Raw genomic sequence first — 21,921 nt, forward strand, 5'->3', positions numbered from 1 at the left:
TCATCGCGATACCCCTACAGCGTGGAACAGGCGCTGCCCGGCAGCGGCCAGATCCTGATCATCGGCGGGCCAGGTTTCTCGTAGCTCGAAGCCGCTGGCGTGCAAGACATGCCGCCATTGCTCGGGGCCCATGAACACCTCATCGGTTTCGCGCAGCGGCGCCCCCTCGGCTGGCGACAACAGCAGATGCATGAAGGTCAGCATCGCCGGGTTGTCGGCAATCGACTCGCTGAACAGCAAGGTTGCGCCGTCGCGCAGGCAGGTGCGGATGCATTCCAGGCTGCGAGGGAGATGCCGGGCGTTGTGCAGCGTGTTGCCGGCGATCACCAGGTCCAGGCTATGCGCCTCTATGCCTTGCTCGATGAAGTCCCGATCGAGGTCGAGCTGGGCGAATGTCATGCCTGGCTCCAGGCGGAACTGGCGTTGGGCGGCAACGGTGAACAGCGGGCTGACGTCGGTGAAGCGATAGTCCTTCGCTCGGTCGGCCAGGGCCGCCAGCACGGCAGCAGTCGTGCAGCCGGCACCGCCACCGAGCTCCAGCACGCGCAATACTCCGTCGGCCGCGCTGACCTCGCGCGCACGCGCACCCAAGGCCTGGTTGATCGCGTTGGTGAAGGCGTTGCGTTGGTAGGCCCCGAGTATCTTGACCGGCTCTCCCGCCTGAAACAGCAAAGGCGCCAGCGCAAGCCTGTCGCGCAGCAGGTCGGGCAGACGGCCTATGACCTGGGTATGCAGGTGCGCCATGGCGGGCGGAAACCCGAGTGCGCCGTACAGCAGCGGCAGTTGATCAATGGCTGCATCGGGCGGCGTTGTGCGCCAGGCCAGCAGCCCGCCGTCATCGTGCAGCATGTCGGCGCGGCCTAACGCAGCCAGCCAGCGGCGCACGATCCAAGCATGGCGGGGCGCCGTGCCCAGGGCCTGGTTGATCTGTTCAGGTGTGCGCCAGGCCTGTAACGGCAGGGCACGTGAGTCCAACAGAACCTGGGCCATGGCGCCCAGGCTCAGGTGCTCCAATTGCCTGAGGGCGGTATTCATAAGCAGCCTTCCTCGGTGCGATGCAATTGATCGATCGGAGCGTCCATCAGGTTCAGCACGCTGATGGCCGAGGTGGATTGCAGGCGCTCCATGCTGGCGAGGGCTGGCAGTGCACGATCAGCCTGATGGCAACCAGGGTGAATCTCGCCGCTCAGCACACTCATCACCGTGACGGCCGCCATGGCGCCGGTCAGTGCCGCGTTGCCCGAGCCACCGAGCAGCACGCTGCGGGTTACGGCTTGCTCGTCGCGCAGACCATCGAGTTGCAGCAACAGGGTGACGAAGGGAGCCTGGCCGCTGAGATCCAGCAGGCTGGCCTGACGCAGGCGCTGAGCAGCTTCGGCGCGCGGCAGAGCGTGGGCCAGGTCGAGCGCCTTGAGCACATAACCGTCCGCGATGACGTTGAACCACTGGCCGACTTCCAGTTGCAGATCCTGCGCCAGGCTTTCGCCCTCGCGATTCAGGTAGGGCAATAGCTGCACCGGCCCGGGGAAACACGGCATGGCAACATCCCGGCGGCGGGTCAGGGCGCGGCTGCACCGGCCGTTGCGCCAGGCCGCCAAGGGCTCGCTGGAGCCATCCACGGCGCCTTGCAGAAAGTCGTCGGCAGCCACCAGGGTGAACTGGTCGCGCAGGCCGAAATAGCTGGTCAATGCCTTCACCTGGGTGAAGTCCCGTGTGGCCAGCCAGCGCGGCAGCAGGCCGGTCAGGCCCGGTTGCAGCCCGGCACCGAGCACTGCGCAGCGACGCTGCCAGGGGGATGCGGCGAAGCTGATTTCGCCGGCCGCATCGACATAATGAGTGTCGGCTGCAAGGGCCGCTTGCGCGCAGCGGTCTCCCAGGCGCCAGGACGGTCCGGCGCAATTGAGCAGAAGTTCGCAACCGCGGGCGAACGCGGCCAGGGTGTTGCTATCGTTGACGTCCACTGTCGCCCAATGCAGGCGCGCCGAGGGCCACTGCCGCTGGAGCTGCGCGATGCAGTGGGCACCCTTGGTGGCGTCACGTCCGCCCAGGCGCAGCTCATCCAGGCCCTGGCCCAACAGGGCGCGGACACTGGCCAGACCGACATCGCCGCTGGCGCCGAGTATGCCGATCAGCATGGCTGCACCTGCGCTTTCAGACGCCAGCCACCGGCACGTTGGCGGTCGTGCCAGAACCCGGCATAACGGCCATTGCGGGCCAGCAACTGGGCGTGAGTGCCCGCTTCGATCAGGCGACCCTCCTCGAGTACCAGTATCTGGTCGGCGGTCATGATGGTCGGCAAGCGATGAGCGATCACCAGCACCGTCGAGCTCCGCATCAAGGTGCGGATGGCCGTCTGGACATAGGCCTCGTTGTGCGGATCGAGGGCGGCGGTGGCCTCGTCGAGCAATACGATGGGTGCGCGTTTGAGCAGGGCCCTGGCCAGGGATACCCGTTGACGTTCGCCGCCGGATAGCGCGGTGCCGCCTTCGCCTACCGGCGTGTTCCAGCCGTGCGGCAGGCGCGCGACGATTTCATCGACCCCGGCCAGCCGTGCCGCATCCGCCACCTGCTCCATGCTGGCGTGCGGGTTGCCGGCGCGGATATTGGCCTCCAGGCTATCGTCGAACAGGTAGACGTCCTGCATCACCAGGGATAGCTGTGCCATCAAGGCTTCGCTGGTCAGTTCGCGCACATCCACGCCGCCAACCTTGACACTGCCTTCGCTGGCATCGAAGAAGCGCATCAGCAACCGGGTAACGGTGGTCTTGCCCGAGCCCGAGGCGCCGACGATGGCCGTCATCGAATGGGCCGGAACCCGGAAGCTCAGGTCGCGTAGCACCATTGGGCCACCTGGATAAGCGAAACTGACATGCTCGAAGGACAGGCTACCGGGGGCGCTCAGCGGGCGGCTGGCAGCGGGCTGCGGCAGCGGCGGCTCGCGCAGGATGCCTGCCAGGTGTTCCAGGTCGTTGCCGGCCATGCGCAACAAGCCGCTGCGTGCAGCCGCTTCGGCCAGTGGACCGACGAAACGCGCCGACAAGGCCAGCAAGGCGATCAGTTCGATGGCATCGATCTGGTCATGGACGACCAAGGCAATCCCTACCGCCACCAGCAGGGCGAACGCCAGCTGCACGCTCAGGCCGCCAGCCAGCAGTTTGGGGAAGGTGTGCGCCAGCATGGAGCCGCCGGCCTGATGCTGCGCCTGATTGGCCTCCTGCAGTGGTCGATAGCCTTCCTGGGGCCTGCCAAAGGCACGCAGTACCTGCTGATAGCGGGCGAACTCCACCACCCGGTTGCCGGCCAGGGTGGCGGCGGCCTCGACGCGCGCATCGGTACTGCCAATGGCCGCGGCCGACCAGCGATGAGTCCAGTAGATCAGCGGAGCACAGAGCATCGCGGTCAGGCCCAGTCGCCAGTCGAAGACGAACAGGCCCATGGCCACCGTGGCGGGCACCACCACCCCGGACACTACCGGGCCCAGATAATGGGCGAACAGGCCGGTGACCATCAGCGTCCCGCTGGTGGCGCTGCGGGACAGGCGGCCGACCTTTTCCGAATCGAACCAGCCCAGCGGCAAGCTGACCAGGTGCTGGCCGAGGCGCTCATGCAAGGTGGTCAACACCACCAGGGCCAGGGCAAAACCTTTCATGGCCTGTTGGTAATGGGCGATGCACGTCAGTGTTACCAACGCCGCCAGGCCGGCCAGCCAGGTCATGGCGGTGCTCAGGTCATCGCTCAGCAGCGCGCGCAGGATCGGCACCAGCAAGGTCACGGCCACACCTTGCAGCACGGCGCTGGCCACCAGCCAGGCGAGATAGCGATAAAGGCAGGGGGTATGGGTCGGGCCCAGCAATGTGCGAAGACTACTGATCACAGGGGCATTTCCAGGCAGGGGGCGGTGCTTTCGGCGCTGGCGCGCCATAGCCGGGCATAGGCACCGTTCGCTTCGAGCAGTTGCTCGTGGCGGCCACGCTCGACCACCCGCCCCCGATCGAGAACGACGATCTGGTCCACGTCGCGGATGCTCGCCAGACGATGGGCGATCACCAGAACCGTGCGTCCCTGGGCGAGGATCGACAGGGCGTCCTGGATTTGTGCCTCGGATTCGGGGTCGGCATGGGAGGTGGCTTCATCGAGGATCAGCACCGGCGTATCGGCCAGCAGAGTGCGGGCTATGGTCAGCCGCTGCGCCTCCCCGCCGGAAAAGATGGCATCTTCACCGATCACCGATTGATAGCCACGGGGCAGGGCCTGGATGCGCTGATGAATCCGCGCCGATTCGGCGGCAGCCTGCATCTCCGGCTCGCTGGCCTGAGGGCGTCCCAGGCGCAGGTTGTCAGCGACGCTGCCGTGCACCAGTTGCGCGTCCTGCAACACGAATCCCACATGTCGATACAACTGGCGTGGGTGTATTTCCCGCACGTCGGCCCCGCCGATCAGAACACGCCCGGCGCTGACGTCATGAAAGCGCGGCACCAGCTTGGCCAGGGTCGACTTGCCGGCGCCGGAGGCTCCCACCAGCGCGGTTATGCTGCCCGCCGGGCAATGCAGGTCGACGCCGTCGAGAATCGGATGCCCGGGGTCATAGCCGAATCCCACGCGCTCGAAGGTGATGTCGTTGCCTTGCGGCTGCACGCAGGCCTCCGCTACGGGCAGTTCTTCGACCGAGAGCAATGCCTCGATCCGGCCGGCTGCGGCCAGGGCCGTGCGTTGGGCGGTCAGGCTCTGGTTGATCACCAGCAGCGATTGCGGGATGAGCACAGCCACCAGGGTTTCGGCGAACAACTGCAGTGGCGTGATCCAACCTTTGGCCAGTAGCAAGCTGCCCACTCCCAGGCTCGCCAGCAGGATCACCGGCACGCTCAGGGCCATGGAGGAAAACGCCTCCAGGCGCAGCAACGGTCGGACCCACCCGGCGTATTGCTCGCCGAACTGGTTGACCGCCTGCTGATAACTGCGGTGGGCCTGGCCGGTCTGGCCAAAGGCCTTGACCACGGCGATGCCATGGACGAACTCGACGATGGCGGCGCTGACCCGGGTCATGCTCTTGTCCAACTGCGTCATCTTGCTGCCAAAGCCTCGCATCATCAGGGCGTAGGCCACGGCATAGATGGGCAAGGTCAGTACCGCCAGCAGCGCCAGGGGCCAGTTCAGCCAGGCCAGCCACGCCAACCCGGCCAAAGGTGTGACGAGCGCAGCGGTGAACTCCACCGCGTGGTGGGCGACGAGGTGATGCAGGTCTTCGAGGTCGTCCTGCACCACCTTGCGCACGGCACCGGAGGTGGTGTCGCTGTACCAGCCCAGGGGCACTCGTCCCAGTTTGCTGACCATGGCCTCGCGCAGGCTGGCTTGCAGGCGGTGGTCGGCCAGGTGGGTCAGCCACAGGGCCAAACCATTGGCCATCCAGGCCAGACTCAGGCCGAGTACCGCCAGCGCCGCCCACCGCCACAGCGAATGGAGGGTGTTGTCGCCCGCCAGCAGCAAGCGGCCCAGTTCGGTCAGTGCGATGAAGGGCAACAGGTTAACCAGTGCTCCGACGGCGGCGAATGACACGCCGATTCGAATCAGACCATCGACCGGGCGTTTGAGGGTTTTCAAGGCGGTCATGGGTTTTTCCGCAGGGCCTCGAGCAGGTGGGCGGTCACGATGTCCACGTGGGGCGGTTCGATCACGCTGAAGTGGTTGCCGGGAACGTCGATCAGCTCGAAGCGTCCCAGGCAGGCGTCCTCCCAGAACGGCGCGGCGAGATGGCCGACGCCACCCGTAATGCCGAAGGACTGCTGCTCCAGGCAGCGCAGATAGGTCATGTTGCCGAGGAAGGGGGGAGGGTCGAAGCGCGCCGCGCGCATGCTGTGGCGGCATACGCGAAAGAGCGTGGGCACCAGTTCGGGCCCGATCGGTACCCCGGCCTGGCCTGCTGCCAGTCGTGCATATTCGGCCAGACGCTCGTCCTGGCTGCGAGCCGACTGCCTGCGCACTGCAGCCGCGAGGGCTTCCAGCCCCGGATCGCCGCCCAGCGAGGCCATGGCGCCTGCCGGAACCCGGCAATTGTCGCGTGCCATCAACATATCGATGGCGCGATACACGTCGTGATCCTCGACATCCTTGCCGAATACGGTTTTCACCGGGTCGAGGTTGAGGTTGGGCACGAAGATCGCCTCGTAGGCCAGTTCCTCGTCGGTGTCGATGAACATCGGAATGCTGTCGATCAGGCTCAGATCCACCACCTCCATGCCGCGCTCCAGCAGACGCCGTGCGACCTCGGTAGCGAGTAGCCCGCCCAGGCAGTAGCCGATCAGTTGAAAGCGTTGATGGCCGTCGGCGATCAGGCGCTCGGCGTAATCCTCGGCCACGCTTTCGATCAGGCGCTTGGGCTCCAGCTCCAGGTATTGCGCGGTGTCAGCCACCGCAAAACCGATCACCGGCCCGGCCTGTTGCGCAGCCAGGGCCCGGCCCAGGTGCTGGAAGTAATCCAGGGTGCCGAGGGCGGCATGGAACATCACCCGTACCGGGCCGACCTCGCCGCCGCCGAAGGGCACCACCAGCGCATTGCCGCGGCTGGCGCGCTGGGCTTCGCCGGGCATAGCGGCGGCACTGGGCGCCGTATCGCCATGCTCGAGCAAGCGTGCGAGGGCGGCGATGTTGGGCTCGTTGAGCATCTGCCGCAGCAGCGTGTCGTAACTCAGGCCCTGGGCCTGGGGCAGTTGCTCACGCAGTTGACCGGCCACGCGGGCAAGGATCAGCGAGTCGGCCCCTTTCTCGTAGAAGCTATCCTTGACACCGATCTGCGCCAGGCCGAGGGCTTCGGCCCACAGTCGACAGAGCTCGGCCGTCAGCGGATCCCTGGGGGCCTCGTCGGCGGCACTGCCCGAGTGGGCGTCGGCGGCCGGCCGCCAACCGGCCAGGGTCTTGCGATCGACCTTGCCATTGGCGGTCAGTGGCAGCCGGTCGAGCACTTGCAGGTGCGCCGGTAGCATGTACTCCGGCAACCGTTGCGCCAGGGTACGGCGCAGGCCGTCGACACTCAGACGCTGGATGCCGGCCTTGAAGCGCGCCGCGAACACCTGCATGTCGAGAGAGGCCAACGGATGATCGGCACGGGGCAGGGCGGGCAGGCACTCGCCGCCCAGCTTCTCGATCCGGGCCCGCCAGGCTGCGGCGTCGCGCAGACCGCTACGGCCCTGCTCGTGGTCGCCATCGACCGGCGTCATCATGAAGCCCTGGGTCAGAAGAATGGGCGGCCATTCGCAGGTCGGCTCGCTGAACACCAGCCAGCCGCCGGGGCTGAGCAGTTCGCTGATCTGCCCCAGGGCGGTATCGAGGTCCTTGACGCTGTTCAGCATGCCTGCACACAACACAATATCGAAGCTGTTGCTGGCCAAGCCTTGTGCACGGATGTCCCGGTCGATGTCCAGCACGCCGTAACGCACCCAGGGTTGTTCGGCAAAGCGCTGGCGCGCCGCCGGCAGGAAGAATGCGGTCATGTCGGTGAACAGGTAGTCCACCTCCAGGCCGTCGAGCAGGGCGATGACCGGTGCGCTGGTGGCCCCGGTGCCAGCACCGATTTCCAGGATGCGCAAAGGCCCTTCGCCGTCGTGGTGAGTGGCCAGGCGATTGATCAATGCAGCGATGCTGTGGTTGTTGTAACGCGAGACGGCGTCGCCGCCGTACAACCGCAGGGCCAGCTCCTGCTGCCCCTGCGGGAACAGCAGGTCGAAGGGGTTGACCTCGCCCCTGAGCAGTTGTGGCAGTTGTCGGACATGGTCGAGCTGATAATCCAGCAGCGCCTGGCTGCACAGGCCCGAGGCCACGGCCCGTTCCACCTGCCCCCAGGCGAGCGCCGGTTCCCTTGGCGTCTTCAACAGGCGGTAGCGCGATTGCTCTCGTTGTAACCAGCCCGCCTCGCACAGGGCATCCAACCAGCGGCGCAGCAGCCAGCGATGACGTGGTTCCACCTGCAGGGCCTGCAGAACCGTCGCCGTATCGGGTTCGGCCATCTCGCCGCTGAACAGCCTGGCGTCGAGCATCACCCCAAGCATCGCACCCAATGCCGCGGCGCCGAGGTCGTCGCGATAATCGCGTACCTGCTCGGCATCGAAGGGGCCGACCTGGCTGTCGGCGTAACGATGCACCGCCGTCAGCAAGGGGGCGCTGGGCAGGGGCTGCGGCTCTACCCGTGCGGCGGTGACGAATGCCAGCAGGCTGCGCTCCGTTTTCGAGTCGTCCACTACCAGACTCACGGCATTGTCCACGCCGGGGCAGGCGAGCAGTGCCGCGTCGATTTCGCCCAGCTCCACGCGGTGGCCACGGATCTTCACCTGGCCATCTTCCCTGCCCAGGAACTCCAGTTCGCCCCCAGGCAGGTAACGGCCCCGGTCACCGGTGCGGTACAGGCGTTGGCCATCGAGCGGGTGGGCGAAGAAGCGCTCCTCGCTCAGCGCTCGGTCTCCCAGATAGCCGAGGGCCAGGCCGGCGCCGGTGATGTACAGGTCACCGGGCACCCAGGTGGGAGCATCGCGCCATTGCCGGTCGAGCACGCGAAAGCCCTGGTTGGCCAGGGGCAGGCCATAGGGAATACTGCGCCAGGTCGGGTCAATGGCACCGATGGGATGGACGTTGGACCAGATCGACGCCTCTGTGGCGCCGCCGAGACTGACCAGGGCCAGGTCCGGGAGCAGTTGCTTGAGCTGCGGCGGCAGGTTCAGCGCGATCCAGTCGCCAGAAAGCAGAGCCAGACGCAGGCTGCCCAGCGGTCGCGGCTCGGCTTGCAGGTAGTGGGCGAGCATCTGCAGTTGTGCGGGCACCGAGTTCCATAGCGTTACCTGATGCCGCTGGATCAGTTCGGCCCAATGCGAGGGATCGGCGCCTCGCGCAGGGTCGGGCAGCACCAGGGTGCCGCCGACGGCCAACGGGCCGAACAGGTCGTACACCGACAGATCGAAGCTGAGCTGGGCGAGGCCCAGTGCGCGGTCGTTCGCGTTGACCCGAAAACGCCGGTTGATGTCCTGCACGGTGTTGAGCGCGGCGCGATGGCTGATCATCACGCCCTTGGGGTCACCGGTGGAGCCCGAGGTGTAGATCACATAGGCAAGTTCATCGGCGCTGCCGGCAGCCGCCTCGAAGGCCGCTGGCGCCGGTGGGAGTTGATCCACCGCGTGCCACTGCAGCGAATCGGCCAATGGAGCGTTGGGCAGGGCCTGGGACTGGCCCAGTACATGGCGCACCTTGGCATTGATCAGCACGCGATCACGGCGGGCGGCCGGGGCGTTGCTGTCCAGAGGCAGGTAGGCGGCGCCCGCCAGCAGCACGCCATAGGCGGCCACCGCCTGGTCAGCTCCCTTGGGCATCAGGATGGCCACCGGTTCACCTGCGGTGCAACCAGCGTCGCGCAGGGTGGCGGCGACGGCCAGTGCGCGCTGGGCGAGTTCGGCATAGGTCAGGCTGCCCCGTGCATCGATCAGTGCAAGGGCATCCGGGCGCTGCCGGGCCATGGCCAGCAAGCCGTCGTGCAATCGGCCGTTGGGCAGCGGTGCGGCGGTGGCATTGGCGGCCTGGTGTTCGCTGCGTTGCCAGTCGGGCAGCGGTACGTGCAGGGGGGCTTGCCAAGCGCACGGGTCGCTGGCCAGACGATGCAGCTGGGCGCGGAGGGCCTGCAGCATGTCTTCGACTAGGCCTTCGGGGAATACTCCCTGACGCACGTCCCAGTGGATGTGCAGGCCATGGCGATCATCCATGACCTGGCAGTCGAGGGTGACCTGTGGCGTCTGGGTGATGCCATAGCCGACCTGACGTTGACTGCCGGCCGGCGGTTCGATCGCCAGCCCGATGGCGCTGGTGAATACCACCGGCATGGCTGCCGCTTCACGGCCGCGTCGGCGGCCTATCTCGCGCATTACCTGGATGCCGGAGAACAGCCGATGCTCCAGGTCGGCGAACAGCTGGCTGCCCAGTTGCCGCGCCTGCTCGGCGAAAACCAGGCCTTGCGGGTCGTTGACCTGCAACAGGCTCACCGAGGTGAAGTCTCCCACCAGTCGTGCGACCTGCGGGTGCAGAGGCAGGCGATTGAGCAACGTCAGGTTGAGGCTCAATGCTGGCGCCTGGCTCCAGCGTTGCAGGACGCCGACATAGGCGGCGAGTACCACGATCGAGGGCGTCAGGCGCTGTTGGCTGGCAGCCTCTTTCAACGCCGCCCACTGGCGTTCGTCGAGCTGCGCGCGATGTCGGCGAAAGCGTGGCGTAGCGGTATCTTCACCGCCCAGTGGCTTGGGCAGTTGCGGCGCGGCGGGCAAATCGTCGACCCGTGCCAGCCAGTAGTCGCGGTCGCGCTGGTAACGACTGCCTTCGAGCAGGCCGCGCTCGCTCGACAGGTAGTCGCGAAAGGTGATGTCCAGCGGCGGCAAGGATACCTGCGGATCCAGCAGCAACTGCTCCAGTTCGTTGAACAGCAACTGGGCGCTGGCCCAGTCGGCGATCAGCGAATCCATGGAAAAATGCAGGGTATCGGCGTTGTCACCGCGGCTCAGGCGCAGCTCGAACAACGGCCATTGCTCGGTGGGGTAGAGTTTCTGCTCCATGGCCTGGCGAATCTGCTGCACGCCCTGGCGTTGCTGTTCTTCGCTGGCGCCGCGCAGGTCCGTGACGGCAACCGGATAGTGCGCGACCTCGGCCAGGACGCGCTGCGAGCCTTCACTGGCAATCACTGCACGAAGCATGTCATGGCGGGCGATCAGGCGATTCCAGGCCAGTTCCACCTGCTGCGGGTCGAGCCTGGGCCAGCTCAGCTCCAGGTAGCCGTGGCAGGCGACGTTGCCGTAACCGAACGACGCCTGGCGACCCAGCAGGTAAGCGTTCTGCACATCGGTGAGGGGGAACGGCGCATGGCGGTTCTGCGCATCGGCGTTGACCTGCGGCTGCTCCTGGGTCTGCAGCAGGTGCAGGATCTGCTGTTTGTGCTGGCGCAACTGCTCCAGGCGCCCGGCGTCGAGCAGACCCTGGGGGGCGCGGAATTTCAATTGCCCGTCCTGGGGCCATAGTTCGACGCCCATGGACTTGAGTTCGCTTAGCAGTTTGGCGGCAGGCATGGATGCAGCTCCTGGAAAATGGGCGGGACCGAAGGCATCAGATGGCACCTTCTTCGACGTTGTCGGCGATGGGCTGGCGGTCGAGGGCTTGTGCGACTTGCGAGAGGTTCGCGGCGCCGAACAACTGGCCCATGGGCAGCTCGAGGCCCAGGCGGCTGCGCAGCATCTCGAGAAAACGTGTGGCCAGCAGGCTGTCGCCCCCGAGGCGGAAGAAATTGTCGCCGCGGCCGACGCTCGGGATCCGCAGCAGCTGCTGCCAGAGCTCGGCGACCATCTGCTCGGCGGGGCTCAAGGGCTGTTCGTCGACAGCGGCTGGCGGTTGCGCGATAGCTTCCAGGGTGACCAGCAATGCCCGGCGATCGACCTTGCCGTTGGCGCTCAGGGGCAGGCGCTCCAGCACCACGGTCTGCTGCGGGTGCATATAGGCCGGCAGGCATCGCTGCAGGTGCATCGGCAGTTGCGCGGCCGTGGCCGTGCCGGTAACGGCAGCGAGCAACTGACCCTGATCGCTGACGACGGCCACCGCCATGTTTACCTCGGGGTGGCGGGCCAGGGCGGCTTCGATTTCTCCCAGCTCGATGCGATGGCCGCGGATCTTGACCTGGCTGTCGGCCCGGCCGAGGAACTCCAGCAGCCCATCGGGGTGGTAGCGGCCCAGGTCGCCGGTGCGGTACCAGCCATCGACGAAGCGCTCGGCACTGAGCGTGGGAGCCCGCCGGTAACCTCGCGCGACGCCCGTACCGCCGATCCACAATTCGCCTGTAACCCAATCGGGGCAATCCCGCCCCCAGGCGTCGACCACCCGGTAGGCCTGGTTGCGCAAGGGCAGGCCGTAGGGAATCGAACGCCAGCCGGGCAGGGGCTGTTGCACCTCGAAATGGTTGGACCAGATGGCGGCTTCGGTGGCGCCGCCGAGGGCGATGAAGCGACAGGCGGGAACTTGCTCGGCCAGGCGTTGCGGCAGGTCGAGGCCGATCCAGTCGCCGGACAGCAATGCCAGCCGCAGGGGCAGGGGCTGGCGCTCGCCAGCGTTGGCTTCGAGCAGCATGTCCAGCAGCGCCGGTACGCTGTTCCACAGGGTCACGCCATGCCGTTGCAGCAGCTTGAGCCAGGCCCGCGCATCACGGCGTTGCTGTTCGTCGATCAGCACCAGCGCGGCGCCGACCGACAGCAGGCCGAACAGGTCATAGACCGACAGGTCGAAGTCCAGCGCCGACAGGGCCAGGCCACGATCCTGCGAGTCGATGCCATAGCAGCGGTTGATCTCGGCCACGGTATTCATCGCGGCGCGATGGGTGATCTCCACTCCCTTGGGTTGCCCGGTGGAGCCGGAGGTATAGATCACGTAGGCCAGATCGCCGGCCAATATCGGTCGTGGCGCAGCCAGCGGCTCGGCGTTTTGCGCCAGTTCCGGCGGGAGATGCCTGACGCCAGACAGGTGTGGATCCTGCTCGGCGATGATCAAGGCTACCCCGGCCTGCTGCACGATGCGCTCGCAGCGTTGCGCCGGTTGGTCGACGCCGATCGGCAGGTAGGCCGCGCCTGCGGCCAGAATACCCAGCACGCTGGCGACCTGGAGCGGGCCCTTGGCCAGCGACACGGCTACCAGATCGCCGGGCGCGATGCCCGCCTGCACCAGGCTGCCAGCGATGCGCAGGGCGCGTTCGGCCAGTTCGCCATAACTCATCGAGCCCTGCTCATGCCACAACAGCGCCGTGCGTTGTGGGGCCTGGCGTGCCTGTTGGAAGAAGCCATGGTGCAGAGTCGGGTCGCCAGGCACCGGCAGGCCTGGAGCATTGATCCGGGCGCGGAGCTGCGCCTGGGGCAATGGCAGCAGATCGGGCGGGGCCTGGTCCCAGGGCTGTTCGGCTAGCCAGTTCAAGCTGTGCAGATAGGCCTGGAACATCGCTTCGACCATACCTTCGGGAAACAGGCCGATTACCCGGTCCCAGTTCAATGCAATGCCGCCGTCGGCTTCCACCACCTGGTGATCCAGCCACACCTGTGGCGTCTGCGTCAGGCCGAATACCTGGCGGGCGAAGGGGCCATCCTGCGGCGCTGCGGTGCCGTCGGGCACGCCTAGGGCACTGGTAAATACCACTGGCATGCGGGCGTGCTGCTCGCCTTTGCCTCGTGCCAGCTGCCGGAGCAGGCTCACCGAGCCCAGGCAACGGTGTTCGAGAACCTCGCCCAGGGTCTGCTGGGTGCGCCGAGCGCGCTCTAGCCAGCACTCGCCGGCCCGTGGCGCATAGGCGAGCAGCGTCAGGGAGGTGAAATCACCCATTACTGCATCGATCTGTGGATGTAGCGCACGGCGGTCGAACAGGGTCAGGTTCAGGCTCAGATCGGAGCGCGCGCTCCAGCGCCCCAGGGTTTCGGCAAAGGCGCAGAGCAGCACCGCCGAGGCTGTCAGACCATGCTGCTGGGCCTTGGCCAGGATCGCCTGCCAGGCCCCTGCGTCTATCTGCCCTTGCAGGCGCTCGAAGCGGGGCTGGCCGAGGTTGGCGGGATCGCAGGCCAGGGGCAGTTGCGGATGAGGCGGCAGCTCGGGCAGGCATTTTTGCCAGAAACGTTGCGCGGCTTCCAGCTCGGCTGGTTGCGCAGTCGCTTGCAGCCGGTAATCACGAAACGACAGCTGCAGCGCTGGCAAGGCCATCGTCGGATCGCGATACAGAGCGTCGAGTTCGGCGTAGAAGCGCAGGATGCTCAGGGCGTCGAGGATCAGGTTGTCCAGGCTGATGGCCAGCCGCGTGTGGCGACCCTGGACGAATGCCTGGACATCGAACAGCGGCCACCGCTGCGGATCGAACACCCGCTGGGCGCAGTGCTCGCGCAGTTCATCGAGGCTGGTGTACTTCTGGCCGATGACGAATGCCGGCACCTGTTGAAGAATGCGCGCTCGGCCCCGCTCGTCGAACACTGCGCGGAGCATTTCGTGACGCTCGATCAGGCGATCCAGGGCTCGCTGCAGGCGTGGCAGGTCGAGATCCTCGACATCGTATTCGCGATAGAAATGGCAGCTCACGCCGCCGAGCACCAGGCTTGGATCGCGGCCGAACCAGTAGGCTTGCTGCACCTCGGTCATGGGGAACGGCGCATGGCGTTGCGCCGGATCCGCCACGATGCCGCGCTGGGGCTCGGCCCAGGCATCGAGGCGCAAGTCGGTGCAGAATTGTGCCAGCACCGGCTTGGCGAACACCTGGGCCAGCCGGGCGCCGGCCAGCCCCTGGTCGGCCAGGCGCCTTATCAGGCGGGTAGCGCTGAGGGAATCGCCGCCCAGGGAAAAGAAGTTGTGCTCGCGGCACACCTTGCCGCAGCCCAGCAGGTCCTGCCAGGCGCGGGCCACCCGTTGCTCGATGGCGCCGCGGGGAGGCGACAGATCGGTGTGCGGGCTCGGCGTGCGTTCGGCCAGCAATCGATGCAGCGCCTTGCGATCAATCTTGCCGTTGCTGGTCAGGGGCAACTGCGCGCAGCCCGAGATATGCTCGGGAATCATGTAGGCCGGCAGGTGTTCGGCCAGGTGCTGCATCAACTCCGGCAGTTCCAGGCGCTCGGGCTGCGCCGGGCCGTTCTGCAGGCGTACCATCGCCGCCAGTTGCTGGCCGACGAGCAGCACCACTGCCTGTTCGATGCCCGGCCAGGCCACCAGGGCGTTCTCGATTTCCCCAGCTTCGATCCGGTAGCCTCGCAGCTTGAGCTGGAAGTCGGTGCGGCCGAGAAACTCGACGTTACCGTCGGGGTGATAGCGTGCGCTATCGCCGGTGCGGTACCAGCGTATGCCCTGGTATTCGACGAACCGCTCGGCGCTGCGCAGTGGGTCGCCACGATAGCCTTGGGCAACCCCGGCGCCGCCGAGCCACAGCTCGCCAGCGACCCAGTCCGGGCAGTCATGGCCGTGGTGATCGACGATGCGCAGGCTGACGTTGTCCAGCGGCTTGCCATAGGGCAGGCAATGCCAGTGCAGCGGTTGCCCCGGCAGCACCTCGAACAGCGTGGAGTGGATGGCCGTTTCGGTCGCGCCACCCAATGCCAGGAAACGACAGCCGGGGGCCTGTGCCCACAATCGGGCGGGCAGACCGGGTGCCACCTTGTCGCCGCCCAGCAGCACGGCTCGCAAGGGCAGGCTGTCGCCGGCGGGCGCGCAACCGAGCAGCATGTCCAGCAGTGCCGGTACGCAGTTGAGTACGCTTGCCCGGTGTTGCTGCGCCAGCTCCCGCCAGCGCTGCGCGTCGCGCTGGGCCCACGGCTCGATACAGATCAACGCTGCGCCCGTCGACAGGGCTGCGAACAGATCGAACACCGACAAGTCGAATTCCAGCGCCGACAGCGCGAGGATGCGGTCATGCTGGTCGAGCTGCAGACGACGCTGCAGATCTTCCAGGGTATTGGCCGCCGCCAGATGGCTGATCTCCACGCCCTTGGGTTCACCGGTGGAACCGGAGGTATAGAGGATATAGGCCAGGTCGCCGATCTCGCCGCTACGGGGTGCGTCCAATGCAGGGCTGCTGGCCGGCACTTCGCCGAGCAGCAGTTTGGCCCCGGCCGAGTCGCAGATCTTCTGACGTCTAGCCAGGGGCTGGTCGAAGCCGATGGGCAAATAGATGGCGCTGCAGGCCAGGATCCCCAGAACCGCGATGACCTGTTCCGGGCCCTTGGGCAATTGCAGTGCGACCACGTCGCCGCGTTCGACTCCCTGGGCTTCGAGGTAGGCCGCCAATTGCAGGGCACGCTCGGCCAGTTCGCCATAGGTCATGACCTGGCGCTCGCCATGCAACAGCGCCGGTAGCGTGGGTGCCGTGCGTGCCAGGGCAAAGAACGCTTCGTGCAGGCGCAGGCTCGGCAGTGGCGCGGGCTGGCCTTGAGCTGCTTGACGCACGGCCAGTTGGCCGGCCGGTAGCAGGGCCGGAGGGGCTTGATGCCAGGCGGATGGCTCGTCGCACAGCCGTTGCAGCAACCCGATGTGGGCCTCGAACAGGCCATCGAGCACGCCATCGGCGAACAGACCTTCCCGGGCATCGAGGTTGACCAGCAAACCACCGTTCAGCTCGGTGACCTGTGCGTCGAGCCACACTTGCGGGCCCTGGGAAATGATCCAGGCCGGCCGACCGAAGCTCTCCTGCACGCCCTCGGCGAACAGTTCCCCCAGGCCCAGGGCGCTGGTGTATACCACCGGCGCGAGGACTTGCTCGCCGCGCAATCGGGACAGCTCGCGCAACACTTCCAGGCCGGAAAAAGCATTGTGGGCAGCATCCTCCTGGAAGCGTCGTTGCAGAGCCGTGGCCCGTGCTGCGAAGGTGCCGGAGACGTTGCCGTCCCAAGCCAGCAGGATCGACGAAGTGAAATCGCCCACCAGCCGGTCGACATCGGCGTGCAAGGGCGCACGGTTGAACAGCGGCAGGTTGAGCAGCAGTTCGGGCGTTTCGCACCAGGCACCCAGGGCCTCGCAAAACACGGCTGCCAGGGCCATGGCCGGGGTCAGGCCGTTTTCTCGGGCATGGCGCTCAAAGGCCTGGCGCAGGGAGGGTGACAACCAATGGTGGCGGCGCCTCACCTGGCTGCCATCGCGGCATCGGGTCTCGCACGGCAGGCGCGGAGCGTCGGGGAGCCGCTCCAGGCGCTGCATCCAGTAGTCGCGATCGCGCTGGTGGCGCTCGCGGTATTCGGCGCTGGCGTGCTCATGGCGAAGCTGGGCCAGGTAGTGGGCGAAGCTGTAGTCGAGAGGTGGCAGAGGCCGCTGGCGATACAACAGCACCAGATCGCCGAGCGGGGTGCGCAGACTCAGGGCGTCGGCGGCGAGCATGTCGAGGTTCAGGTGCAGGCGGGTGCCGCCGGGATGCAGGGCATCGGGCAACAGCGACAGTTGAATGTCCAGCACCTGGCCTCGCTCCACGGCCAATCGACGATGGGACAACTTATCGCGCAGGGCCTCCAGCTGCTGCAGAGCCTGTTCGGCGCCGCTCTGGCGCAGGTCATGCACCTTCAGGCCCGGCCAGGGGCTGTGCTGGAGAATCTGCTGCCGGCCGTCTTCGAGAAACTGCGCACGCAACATCGGGTGGCGCGCAAGCAGCGAGCGCACGGCGGCCCCCAAGCGGATCGGGTCGACGCCCTGGCCATCGAATTCGTTGTAGAAATGCGCGGCAACACCGCCCAGTTGCTGGTCGGGAGCGCGACCGATCCAGTAAGCGTGCTGCATGGGCGCCAGCTCGAAGGGTTGGCCGTCATCGGCAACGAGCAGCGGTGTGGTCGTAGCGAGCCCCTCGGGCGTGGTGTCGAGCATGTGCAGCCAGGTCGACAGACGTGGATCGGCCACCAGGTCGGCGAAGCGCACGGCCAGCCCCTGGCGTCGCCATTGGCCGGCGAGACGAATCAGGGTCACCGAGTCCAGCCCCCACTCGATCAGGTTCGCATCGAGCGGGATCTTTTCGGCGTCTACGTCCAAGGCCTGGGATAGGGACTGACGCAACAATGCTGCGGTCGAGGTGCTAGGTATGACCATCGCTCAACGTCTTCTCATGCTGAGGTCCGGGCCGGGGTTGGCCCAGGCGTGGGTTCAGTGAATACGTGGTGAGGATGCTAGCCATTCGCATTGCTTCGACTACCCGAATCGAGTCGTTTTAGCCCTGTATCCGTTTTGCCGAATTTGCCGCTTCACTGGGCAGGGCTGGGGGGGCGCGGACGGAGGTAGCGCGATGCGGTTGGAAAATGACTCGAATCGGGTAGAGCTCCTTTCGGCCCTTGTCTACCGTCGCCCGCTGCCCTTTGCACAGGGCATGTGTCGCTTCCCACAAGCGCCGTCCAGCAGGCTCGGGTTGTCTCGAGATGTTCGGCATTGGCGTGTCGCTCATGGAGTTGCCGATGTCGATCGATGCGGGGTTACAAGTTCGGGGTCTGCGCAAGCGCTACGCCAACGGCGTCCAGGCGCTACGCAACGTGGACCTGAGTATCGAACCGGGCATGTATGGGCTGCTCGGGCCTAACGGTGCCGGCAAGAGCAGCCTGATGCGCACCTTGGCGACCTTGCAGCAGCCGGATGCCGGCAGCATTCACCTGGACGGCGTGGATGTGCTGGCCGATGCCGATCACCTGCGTCGGCGCCTGGGCTACCTGCCGCAGCAGCTCGGTGCCTATCCGGGCGTCAGCGCACGGGACCTGCTGGACCGTTTTGCCTGGCTCAAGGGCCGTACCGATGCGCACCTGCGGCGGCGGGAGGTCGAAGGGTTGCTGGAGAAGGTCAACCTGACAGAGGCGGCGCATCGCGCCCTGGCAACCTATTCAGGCGGCATGCTGCGCCGGTTCGGTATCGCCATGGCGCTGGTGGGTTCACCGCGACTGTTGATCGTCGACGAGCCTACGGCAGGTCTGGATCCAGCTGAGCGCAATCGCTTTCATCGAGTGCTGGCCGACGTCGCGGCCGAGGCCATCGTGCTGCTGTCCACCCATATCGTCGAGGATGTCGAGAATCTGTGCAGCCGCCTGGCGGTATTGGCCGGCGGACGAATCATCGTCGAGGGGCGCCCGGCGGATTTGCTCCGTGCCGAGCAGGGAAGGCTGTGGGAGGCCTCGTTCGCTCGAGGCGAAGCCCTCCCTGATGCGCTGCATGTAGCGGCCAGCCCCGAGGGCAGCCGCGTCATCGTGCATGGCGAGCGTCCCGCCGATCCGCGCTTTATGCCCCATGCGCCACGCCTGGAGGACATCTACTACCTGGCGCTGGCCCAGGCAGGCGGGGGGTCAGGCCCATGAACACCTTCGCTTTGCTGATGCGCGAGGCCGTGATCGAGGCGCGCGCGGGGCTGCGTAGCGGCATCCCAGCATTGGTGTTCCTAGGCCTCATCGGTTACCTGCTGATGGCGCTGACCAACGCCGAGTATGTGCAGAAAATGGGGGCCAGCGAGATCGCCCGTAACGCCCCCAGCCTGATCTACCTGATGTCCTGCGGCTGCATGTTCTTCCTGTTCTTCGCCTGGGCCTGGATCTTCGCCCAGCCGGCTCTGCGTGATCGCAAGGCGCAGTTGGAGGAAGTCGTGCTGGCATTGCCGTTGTCGCTTCCAGCGCTGTTGTGGGGGCGCTTCATCGGTGCGGCGACGGTTGGCGCGCTGCTCGCCAGTTCATTGCTCGTCGGCTTTATCTGTAGCCCGGTACTGGGTTGGCTGGGTTGGGTGCCGGCGACGAGCATCGGCGCACCGGCCTGGTCGGCCCTGGGCTTCGCCTGGGTCGCCCTGTTGTTGCCGGCCAGCACTGGAATCGGCGCGCTGTACTATTTGCTGGCCCTGCGCAGCCGTGGCCTGGCCGCGCCCTTCGCACTGGCGACGGCGCTGATGCTGTTATGGATGTTCGCAGTGGTGGTGCTCAAGGGGGGCGATATCAATCCGCTGCTGGCTGCCAGCCTCGACCCCTCGTTGTTCACCTTTGCCCTGGCCCAGGTGGAGACCTGGACGGCAGCGCAGAAATCGCAATCGTTGCTGGCATTGACTTCGGGGTTCTGGTTGAACCGGGCGCTGTGGGTCGTGCTGCCATTGCTTCTGCTCGCGGTGATGTTGGCGCGCACCAGCCGACAAGGTTTGATGGGGCGTCGTGCCGGCACCGTGCTGGCCGAGCCGCCGATGCGCTTGGCGGTCGACACCCGCTTACCCGGCCCATTGCTGGCCATCCGTTGGCCGCAGGCCTTGTGGTATGAGATCTGTTGGCAGATCCGGCAGCTATTCGCCCGCAAGATCTGGTGGGTGGCCCTCGGGCTATTGTTGGTGATGGGCCTGCTCAGCGGCTTCGTTCATGTGGTCTGGCATGTTCGCGGGCCCATGGTGCCGCGGGCGGATCTGACGCTGCCGCTGCTGTCCAGTGCGCTTTTCCTGGTGATCGCCTTTCTCGTCGCGGCGCTGGTCGGCCTGGTCTGTCGACGTGACGATGTCGAGGGGCTGGGCGAGATGTTGCAGGCCACGCCAGCGCCAGCATGGCTGCGTTTGCTGGGGCGGGTCGGCTGCGTATCGCTGGCGACGCTGCTGCTGGCTTTGCTGCCGGGCATGGCGAGCCTGCTGATCAGTACCATCGCCGCTCCGGACAGCCTCGCACCGGGGTTTGTACTGATCTACCAATTGCTGGTGTTCACCCCGCCGTTGATGGAGCTGGCGCTGCTGACGGTGCTGGTGCACGCCTTGATTCGCCGCAGCGGCCTGGCCTATGCCGCCTCCATGCTGCTGACGTTCTTCCTGGTGCTCAACCATGAACTGGGCCTGGTCAGTTACCCGGCCCATGCAATGGGAATTCCAGCCCATGTCGCCTTGTCTCGCATGACTGGCTGGGCGCCCTGGTGGCCGTACCTGACAACCCTGGCGGTCTGGAAACTGGCCGGGTGCATGGTGCTGGTGGCGGTGGCCGCCCTGGGCCTGCCACGTGGCCCGGAACGGCGGCGCGTTACCCAGCTACGCACAGCTGTGCTGGGGGTGCCTGGTGTGTTGCTGGCGTTGGGCAGCGTGGGCATGTTCGGTAGTGGTGTGTGGCTCCATCGGCATCTGGTGGAGCAGGGCGATTTCCAGTCGCCGAGTCAGGAACGTGCCGAACGCGCCGCTTGGGAACAGCGTTGGCTGGCGGGCGCTGGGGCTTGGCAAGCAGCTGGTGGCCGCCTGCAGTTGAACATCGATAGCCTGAATCTTCAGGTCGAGGGTCAGTGGCGCCTGGAGGCGGTCATTGCCGACAGTCGCCATCTGGACGCGGAGCTGCCACAAGGTTTGCGGGTGACGGCAGTGCGCGTCATGGGACAGGCGGTGGACATCGAGCAGGAGGCACGACACCTGCGCGTGCCCTTGGGGCAATGTGCCGCCACCGGCTGCGACGTGGAGCTGCACTGGACCCTGAGCGCGACAGGATGGCCGAACGAAGGCGATAACTTCTGGTTGGGCCCGCAGGGCATCTGGCTGGAGGCGCGTCGTGTGGTGCCGCGTCTGGGCTTCGATAGCGAGCGCTGGCTGCGCGTGCCTGCACACCGAGTCGACGCGGGCTTGGCCGCGCAACTGCCGGAACTGCCGGCAGGCTCGGCCGTTGCCGTGCAGGCTGTGGCGCCTGCAGGCGCCTGGCAATGGCGAATCGAGGTGAACGGTCATGCCGTCAGCGCCAGTAGCGAGGCGCCCCTGGACTTCGCTTACGCCTGGCCGGCAGAAGGCTCCCCGACGCAGCTGGATGACGTGAAGGTGCTGGCCGATGGCAGCCGCTTGCACACCCGCCTCGACGTGCGCGAAGACCTGGCAGCCATGGCTGCCTGTGTGGCACGGCGCCTGGGCAACAGCCCCAGGGTCGATGCGCTGAGCCAATGGCCGACCGGCATGGGAAGCAGCCGCTTGAGCAATGGGCATCTGCTGCTCGCTCAGTCGCCCGCCTGGGACGTCGCGGCGCAGGGCGTCGGTCGTTGGGCTCGACGTGCGCATATCGCCGAATTGCTGGCGCGCCGCGTACTGCTCGATGCCAGCGATCTGCGTCAGCGGCCCGGATACCAGTGGCTCAGCCAGGGAGTGGCCGGCGCTATCGGCTTGCTCTGCGTGGGCGATACGGATGGCCCACAAGCGCTGTCGGCACTGCTGAAGCTCAAGGCTGACGACCTGACCCTGGCCCTGGGGCGCGACGGTGAGCCTGTCGGCACCTTGGCCGAGGCCCGTGAGCTTGGCTGGGCAGAGTTCTATGCACCATTGGCCAGCCTGGACTGGGTTGCCAGGCAATCTCCCGAAAAACTGATGGCGCTGACCGCCGAGGCCCGCACTGGTCAGCCATGGCCGGCCACAGTCCAGGAGCTGCTGGGTGCGCCCTCAGAGCAAACCGTAGCCGAGGCGCTCAGGCGCTGGAGCGCGCCGTGATG

The 21,921-nt window shown here is 66.5% G+C and carries 8 protein-coding genes; 2 read left to right on the forward strand and 6 right to left on the reverse strand.

Translation table 11 applies throughout. From position 1 onward, the window contains the following. Genes SA190iCDA_RS11300 through SA190iCDA_RS11325 form a run of 6 tightly spaced genes read right to left on the reverse strand, consistent with a single transcriptional unit; the run spans window position 1 to window position 17,577 of the window. The gene (locus tag SA190iCDA_RS11300) at window positions 1-1,035 is read right to left on the reverse strand and encodes a class I SAM-dependent methyltransferase (RefSeq protein ID WP_070886982.1); all 1,035 of its coding nucleotides are present in this window, start codon (window positions 1,033-1,035) and stop codon (window positions 1-3) included. Further along, the gene (locus SA190iCDA_RS11305) at window positions 1,032-2,135 is read right to left on the reverse strand and encodes a saccharopine dehydrogenase NADP-binding domain-containing protein (RefSeq protein ID WP_070886981.1); all 1,104 of its coding nucleotides are present in this window, start codon (window positions 2,133-2,135) and stop codon (window positions 1,032-1,034) included. The genes SA190iCDA_RS11300 and SA190iCDA_RS11305 overlap by 4 nt, the downstream gene beginning before the upstream one ends. Continuing rightward, window positions 2,129-3,874, reverse strand: coding sequence for an ABC transporter ATP-binding protein (locus tag SA190iCDA_RS11310; protein ID WP_070886980.1), 1,746 nt, complete (start codon window positions 3,872-3,874; stop codon window positions 2,129-2,131). The genes SA190iCDA_RS11305 and SA190iCDA_RS11310 overlap by 7 nt, the downstream gene beginning before the upstream one ends. Then, window positions 3,871-5,607, reverse strand: coding sequence for an ABC transporter ATP-binding protein (locus SA190iCDA_RS11315; protein ID WP_070886979.1), 1,737 nt, complete (start codon window positions 5,605-5,607; stop codon window positions 3,871-3,873). The genes SA190iCDA_RS11310 and SA190iCDA_RS11315 overlap by 4 nt, the downstream gene beginning before the upstream one ends. After that, the gene (locus SA190iCDA_RS11320; protein WP_070886978.1) at window positions 5,604-11,081 is read right to left on the reverse strand and encodes a non-ribosomal peptide synthetase; all 5,478 of its coding nucleotides are present in this window, start codon (window positions 11,079-11,081) and stop codon (window positions 5,604-5,606) included. Before SA190iCDA_RS11320 ends, SA190iCDA_RS11315 begins: the two co-directional genes overlap by 4 nt. Window positions 11,082-11,118: 37 nt before the next feature. Continuing rightward, window positions 11,119-17,577, reverse strand: coding sequence for a non-ribosomal peptide synthetase (locus SA190iCDA_RS11325; protein WP_070886977.1), 6,459 nt, complete (start codon window positions 17,575-17,577; stop codon window positions 11,119-11,121). 359 nt (window positions 17,578-17,936) lie between these two features. Here SA190iCDA_RS11325 and SA190iCDA_RS11330 point away from each other — a divergent pair, with 359 nt between their 5' ends. Beyond that, complete coding sequence (locus SA190iCDA_RS11330) at window positions 17,937-18,821, forward strand: ABC transporter ATP-binding protein (protein ID WP_070887107.1); 885 nt, start codon at window positions 17,937-17,939, stop codon at window positions 18,819-18,821. Then, the gene (locus SA190iCDA_RS11335) at window positions 18,818-21,919 is read left to right on the forward strand and encodes a hypothetical protein (RefSeq protein ID WP_070886976.1); all 3,102 of its coding nucleotides are present in this window, start codon (window positions 18,818-18,820) and stop codon (window positions 21,917-21,919) included. Before SA190iCDA_RS11330 ends, SA190iCDA_RS11335 begins: the two co-directional genes overlap by 4 nt. Window positions 21,920-21,921 lie beyond the last annotated feature (2 nt).

Source organism: Pseudomonas argentinensis (assembly GCF_001839655.2).
GTDB lineage: Bacteria > Pseudomonadota > Gammaproteobacteria > Pseudomonadales > Pseudomonadaceae > Aquipseudomonas > Aquipseudomonas argentinensis_B.